Raw genomic sequence first — 6201 nt, forward strand, 5'->3', positions numbered from 1 at the left:
CACCCCTGTGGAGCTTCCCCACGCTCCGGAGGGTGGGGAACGTCCGCACGAATGGGGAGTTCTTCGCAGGAGTGGGGCATCAACTCGCCGCGCGGGACATCGCGCGGATGCGGGCGACGATGGCCGCGGGGTTGGCCAGGTCCGCCCAGGTCAGGCGGAGAATGCGATAGCCGGTGAGCTCACGGATCTCGTCCTCACGCTTCTTCTCGGCGAAGAGCGCCTCGGTGCCGGTCTGACCGAACTTGCCGGAGTATTTGACCTTGCCATCGAACTCCACGATCAGTCGCCACTCGTGCCAGACCCAGTCGACCACGCCCACGAGGCTGCCGTCCGCGCGCAGCACTTCCCACTGTTGCTCCGGCCGGGGCAACCCGGCCTGGTCGAAAATCCACGATCCACGGGACTCGGCGACCGACCCAGACTGCGAACCAGCCTTCGCGACCAGGGGTTGCAGCCGGCCCATCCGATGCCGGGCATGCAGCGCGGTGTACGTCGTCTCCAGGTCGGCGCGGCCGAACTGCTTCGAACGCAGCCCGGACTCCAAGAGACAGAAGGCTGCCTCCGGGTCGAGGTGAACGGCTGCCTCGAGCACGCACCGCTGCGGATCGAGCACCCGGACTCCGGCGACGTTGCGGAGCTCGACGTCGCCCTTGCCCCGCTCGTGCTGCACCACGTCGCCGATGATCCGCCCCGACCGCCCATCGAGCCGAGTCACGTGGATCCGCGTCAGGTCCAGCTGCCAGTCGTCGATGGAGTGCGCGATCACCCCACTCGCATGGCTGACGGCAACGTTGTCGCCGAGCGTCCGAACCGCCGCCCGCGTACGGAGCCAATGGCGGGTGGCGCCCTCGAGCGGCGCCCACTCGTCGCCGAAGACATACGCGCCCTTGCGCAAGCGGTGCCATTCACCGAGTCGCACCGCCGTGCGGATGTCGTTGATGGTGCAGCCGGCGGCAAGAGCTTCGGTGCGCGTGAAGAACCCGGCCGTCTTGGTGATCTGGCGCAGTGACCTCATGGCACCAGCATCAGCGTGCGGGCAGCTCCGACAGAAGCACGAATCGGAGACCTGTGGATAACCCGACCCCGAGCACAGGGTGTGGATGGCAACTGGCCCGCCGTCTCTCCCCACGAACGAGGACGGTCCCCCACATATGAGCAGGTTCCCCACGCTCCGGAGCGTGGGGAACCTACTTTGGCGTGGGGAAGTGCCGTGCGCGGGTCAGGGCTTCGGGTCGGAGCCCGGGTCGTTGTCCTCGTGCTCCTCGACCTCGTCGATCTGCTCGGCGGTGACTGCCCCGTCACCAGGAATGGTCTCGTCGTCGCCGGCGGCGAGGAGGCCGTAGAGCTTGCGGCGGGTGTCGGCGAGGATGTCGGCGGCGGCCTGGCGCTGGGCGTCGGTACCGGAGGTGGCCAGCTGCCACACGGCCGGGAGGACCTGGGCGAGCTCGCCGCCGAGGATCCCGAAGCCGGCGAGGTCGCCGACTCCCTGGCCGCGGCCGCCGCGGCCCTGGGCACGGGCGTTGTCGGCAGCCTTGTCGAACGGCATCCAGACGGCCGCGAGCTCGTCACCGTGCTCGGCGGCGTAGGTCTTGCCCGCCTCGCTCAGCCGGATCGCCCGGCGACCGTGCTCGTCGTCGGACTCGACGAGCCCTTCGTCCTCGAGCTGCTGGATGGTCGGGTAGACCGAGCCGGGGCTCGGGCGCCACTCACCCGAGCTGCGCTCGGAGATCTGCTGGATGACCTGGTAGCCATTGATCACTTGGGCCTGCTCGGCCGCTTCGGCGAGCACGTAGATGATCGCGGAGCGTACGTCCCCACGACGGACCCGGGGACCGGGTCGCTGCGGGGGCTGGTTCTCGAAGCCGAGCAGCGCCGAGATCCACGGCGGCGGACCGGCCGGTCCACGACCGCGACCGTGGCCGCCCTGCCAACCGGGGCCGCCAGGGCCACCCCAGCCAGGTCCGCCCCAACCGGGACCACCCTGCCAGCCATGGGAGCGGCGCGGGCCGCCCTTGCCGAACTCTCGACTCATCTGGTCGATCCACTCACCCCAAGGGTTGCTGTTGTTGTACGTCATCGGGTTTCTCACTTTCAGAAGACTCAGGTCTGAAGACTAGTATCGCGTTCCTTCGCGATATATCGTGATCTTACGCCGAAACCAGAGGCCGTTCAAGCCAGATAGAAGGAAACCCCCGGTTGCACCGAAATGCGACCGGGGGTTCCCTGATTCAGACCCTGAGGGCCGTGGCTGCGATCAGACGCCAGGCGCCCGGGGCGGCGGGTTCTGACCGGTCGGCGGGTTCTGACCCGCCGGCGGTGCGGCCGGGGCAGCCGGAGCGGCCGGCGCAGTCGCCGAACGCGCACCCCCACCCTCAGCCTGGATCTTCTCCAGCTGCTTCGCGGCAGCGTCACGACCGCCCAGACCGAAGGCGAGCGCCGCGGCAGCGGCTCCACCGACGACCACGGCGCCGAAGCCGAGGTTGATGATCGAGTCGGCCAGACCCATGAACTTCAGCCCGATCGCGACGAACAGCACGATCGTGGCGTACTTCAGGATCTGCGAGGCGGATCCGGGCACGATCTTCGCGAGCACCGAGGCGATCACGACACCGGCGGCGATGATCGCGCCACCGAAGACGACCTTGCCACCGAGCTCGAGCACCTCGGCGATGAACGCGGTGATCTGCGGGAACTCCAGCATCTGCGCCGCCATCACGGCGAAGAAGAGGACGATGCCGATCTGGACCACCTTGGTGACGATCGGGGTCGCGCTCTGCCCCTGCGGCAGCACGTCCATCGAGTGGAGCGCGTTGTCGAAGCCGAGCCCGTCGACGAGCTGACCCAGGATGTCGGCGGCGAACTTGGCGATGACCACGCCGATGCCGAGCAGGATCGCGGCGGCGATGAGCTTCGGGATCGCTGCCAGGATCATGTTGAGCATGCCCTCGGCAGGCTCGGAGATCGAGCTGATCCCGAGGATCTGCAGAGCGGCGATCGCCACCACGATCATGATCATCGCGTAGAGCACCAGGCCGATGACCTTGACGATCTGCGCGGCCGTGCCCGAGGACGGAGCCGGGGCGTCGTACGGCTCACCCGCGGCGTCCACGCCGACCGACTTGTCAACCTGGCCGGAGAGCTTGCTCCCGCTGCCGATCCACTTGTCGAACGGCACCGCGCCGAGAGCGGTCTCGACGAGCTGGCGGACGACCTTGGCGACGAGCGCTCCGACGATGAAGACGAAGACCGCGCCGATGAGGTTGGGCAGGAAGCCCAGCACGCCATCGAGCAGGCCCTGGATCGGCGACAGCACCGCGGTCAGGTTGAACAGCTGCAACAGCGCGATCAGACCGAAGAGCCACACCAGCAGACCAGCCACGGAACCGAGGCTCTTGCCGATGGTGTCCCCATCATTTCCGGCCTTCTGGAGCACCGAGATCTTCGAGGTCAGCTTGGCGAAAGCCCAGGCGACGATCTTGGCGATGATCCAGGTGACCAGGAGGATGACGATCGCGGCGGCCACTTTGCCACCGAGACCCACCCAGTCGATGTCCTTTATGGCATCCATTGTCTCTCCCCTCAATAGGGTTCAGTTGACAAGGTGCCTGGGATCGACGAGCAGTCCGAGTGATGCGCGCAACAGGCACCTCTGCTTCCAGAGACGTTCGTCCAGATGGAGGCAGAGCGCAAGTTTGGCGCTCCAACAGACGCAAATAATTCGATCATTTACAATCCAACGACTTCCGCTGCGAACGCGGCGAAACGCTGTCTAACTAGGTCGCCAACCAGGCCGCGTACGCATCGAAGGAGTAGGGCCGGCCGAGGAAGTCGGCGACCAGGTCGGCGGCGTCCTTCTCTCCGCCGCGGGCGAGCACGAGATCGCGGTAGCGGCCGGCCACCTCGGGGTCGAACAGGTCGTCACGGTCGAAGGCGCTGAACAGGTCCTTCGCGATGACCAGCGACCACATGTAGGTGTAGTAGCCCGAGGAGTAGCCGCCGAGGTGGCCGAAGTTGGCGAAGAAGTGGGTGCCGTCGAGGTAGGGATAGGGCGAGTACGCCGCCTGCAGCTCCTCCAACCGCTTGGTCAGATCCTCGGGCCGCTCCCGGTGGAACCAGTAGGAGATCGCCGCGTAGAACATCTGCTGCCGCGCCTGGTAGCCCTTGCCGAAATCGTCGGCGGCCCGCATCCTCGCGACCAGGTCGGCCGGGATCGGCTCGCCGGCCGCGTTGGTGGCGAAGGTCCGCAGCACGTCGGCGTCCCAGGCCCACTCCTCGAGCATCTGGCTGGGCGCCTCGACGAAGTCCCACTCCGTCGCGACCCCGGAGAACCGCGCCCACTCGCCCTGCCCACCGAGCACGTGGTGGATCAGGTGGCCGAACTCGTGGAACAGGGTCACCACGTGGTGGTGCTCCATCAGGCCGCGGGAGAAGTTGCAGGCCAGCACGCCCTCCGGCAGCTGGCGCCCCCTCACGCCGGTGGCGAGGTCGAACTGTGCGGCGTGCTTGTACTTCCCCTCACGGGGGTGAAGATCGAGATAGATGCGACCAAGATGCTCGTCGCCGTCCTGCGGGTAGACGTCGAAGACGCTCACGTCCTCGTGCCAGGTGACCACATCGGCGACCGGCTCGTAGCGCAGCCCGAAGAGCCGTCCGGTCAAGTCCAGGAGCCCCTGGTGCACCTTGGCGAAGTCGAAGAACGTACGCACCACCTGGCTGTCGACGTCATACTTCTCCTGCCGCACCAGCTCCTCGTAGTAGAGCACGTCGGCCGACGAGACCGCGCTGGCCCCCGGGACATCCCGGGCGTAGCGGTCGAGCAGCACCTCGAGGTCGCGCTTCATCCGTCCTTCGGCGGCGCCGGTGATCTTGTCGATGAACTCCGGGATCGCCGGTCCGTCGCCGATCATCTTCACCGCGGCGTCGAAGGCGGGCCAGTCGTCGTAGCCGACCAGGTTGGCCAGCTCGTGACGCAGCGCGAACATCTCCTTCAGGACCTCGTCATTGTGCGGCCAGCCGCGCTCCAGCCCGGCCACCGTGACGGCGCGACGGACCGCGGGGTCCTTGGCGAACATCCGCGCGGGAAGCGCGTCGGGGTAGTCGGTGGTGATCTCCACGAGCCCCTTCTCGTTGACCGGGTGCTCCTCCAGCCAGTCGGGCGGCAGCCCGTCCAGCTGATCGGGAGTGGCCGTGGTGATGCGTACGTCGTCCCTGGCCACCCGGGAGAACTCCAGGTTGAGCGCGGTGAGCCGCTCGTTGATCTCGGTCAGCCGAGCACGGGTGGCATCGTCACGGTCTACGCCGGCACGGGTGAAGTCCTGCAGTGTCTTCTCCAGGAGCCGCTCGGCGAGCGGGTCGAGGGCGCCGGTCTGCTGGGCAGGCAGCTGGTCGAAGACGTCGTAGAGCGCCTTGTCCTGGGTGAGCTCGGTGCGCAGCCGGTCGACCTCCACCTCGGTGTCCTCGCACGCCGTGCGCACCGCCTCGACCGGGTGCACGTTGGAGAGCAGCCCGGCCAGCCCACCGAGCGAGCCGAGCTCGAGCGAGAGCTCGTCCCAGGCCCTCAGCACGTCGAGCGCCTGGCTCGGCGGCGCCGTCCTGAACTGCTCGGCCAGCTCCCGCACGCGGGTCAGCGTCGCGGACGTACGCTCCTTGACCCAGCCCTCCGCGGCTTCGGTCTCGGGCAGGGCCAGTGGTTCGGGCGCAGACGGCTCGGGCGCAGAAGGCGGAGGCGTACTCATGCGAGCAAGCGTGCCACGAGAAGTCCCGTCCCAGGCGAACGAATTTTCGTTCGCGGACACGACCTAACGGCCGCCGAGTGTTCCGCGGGTGAGGTCAGCCGCACGGTCTACCAGCTTTCGCGCGGCCCGAAGCGCTCGGGAGACGTCCTCGTTCGAGATGAAGGTCGACCCGTAATGGGCACCGGGCTTGAGACGGACCAACTTGCTCAGCTCGCCACCCATGCCAGGGTCGGCGCGGGCAAGCACACGGGCCGCAAGTGTGGCAGGAACTCACACCATTTGGAAACAAACCTGCCATATGGCGTGTTTGCTTGCCACAGTCGCATGGGCCGCGGGTGACCGCGCTGCCCGCTCGCACCCAACAGATCACCCCACGGCGTGCCTTCGCCGCCGAGATCCGGCGAAGCGTCGGGTCTCACTCCTCGAAGCGACTCGGGTCCGGGAACCGGTGGACCTCCTGCGGCCA

The 6201-nt window shown here is 67.6% G+C and carries 4 protein-coding genes; all 4 read right to left on the bottom strand.

The window, feature by feature from the left end; translation table 11 throughout:
- Positions 1 to 79: 79 nt before the first annotated feature.
- On the bottom strand, positions 80 to 1015 hold the full coding sequence (locus tag ACRDPS_RS17420; protein WP_431502923.1) for a hypothetical protein: 936 nt from the start codon (positions 1013 to 1015) through the stop codon (positions 80 to 82).
- Positions 1016 to 1219: 204 nt separating this feature from the next.
- Complete coding sequence (locus ACRDPS_RS17425; protein WP_431502924.1) at positions 1220 to 2077, bottom strand: PadR family transcriptional regulator; 858 nt, start codon at positions 2075 to 2077, stop codon at positions 1220 to 1222.
- Between the two features lie 177 nt (positions 2078 to 2254).
- Positions 2255 to 3568, bottom strand: a complete 1314-nt coding sequence (locus tag ACRDPS_RS17430) for a mechanosensitive ion channel (RefSeq protein WP_431502925.1) — start codon at positions 3566 to 3568, stop codon at positions 2255 to 2257.
- A gap of 205 nt (positions 3569 to 3773) precedes the next feature.
- Positions 3774 to 5735, bottom strand: a complete 1962-nt coding sequence (locus ACRDPS_RS17435; RefSeq protein ID WP_431502926.1) for a M3 family metallopeptidase — start codon at positions 5733 to 5735, stop codon at positions 3774 to 3776.
- Positions 5736 to 6201 lie beyond the last annotated feature (466 nt).

Origin of the sequence: Nocardioides sp., assembly GCF_050699375.1 — a bacterium.
In the GTDB taxonomy this organism is placed as follows: Bacteria; Actinomycetota; Actinomycetes; order Propionibacteriales; family Nocardioidaceae; genus Nocardioides.

Bases quoted from the DNA above. Each gene is read 5' to 3' on its own strand.
- ACRDPS_RS17430 (WP_431502925.1), bottom strand. From the start codon at position 3,568: ATGGATGCCATAAAGGACATCGACTGGGTGGGTCTCGGTGGCAAAGTG.
- ACRDPS_RS17425 (WP_431502924.1), bottom strand. From the start codon at position 2,077: ATGACGTACAACAACAGCAACCCTTGGGGTGAGTGGATCGACCAGATG.
- ACRDPS_RS17435 (WP_431502926.1), bottom strand. From the start codon at position 5,735: ATGAGTACGCCTCCGCCTTCTGCGCCCGAGCCGTCTGCGCCCGAACCA.
- ACRDPS_RS17420 (WP_431502923.1), bottom strand. From the start codon at position 1,015: ATGAGGTCACTGCGCCAGATCACCAAGACGGCCGGGTTCTTCACGCGC.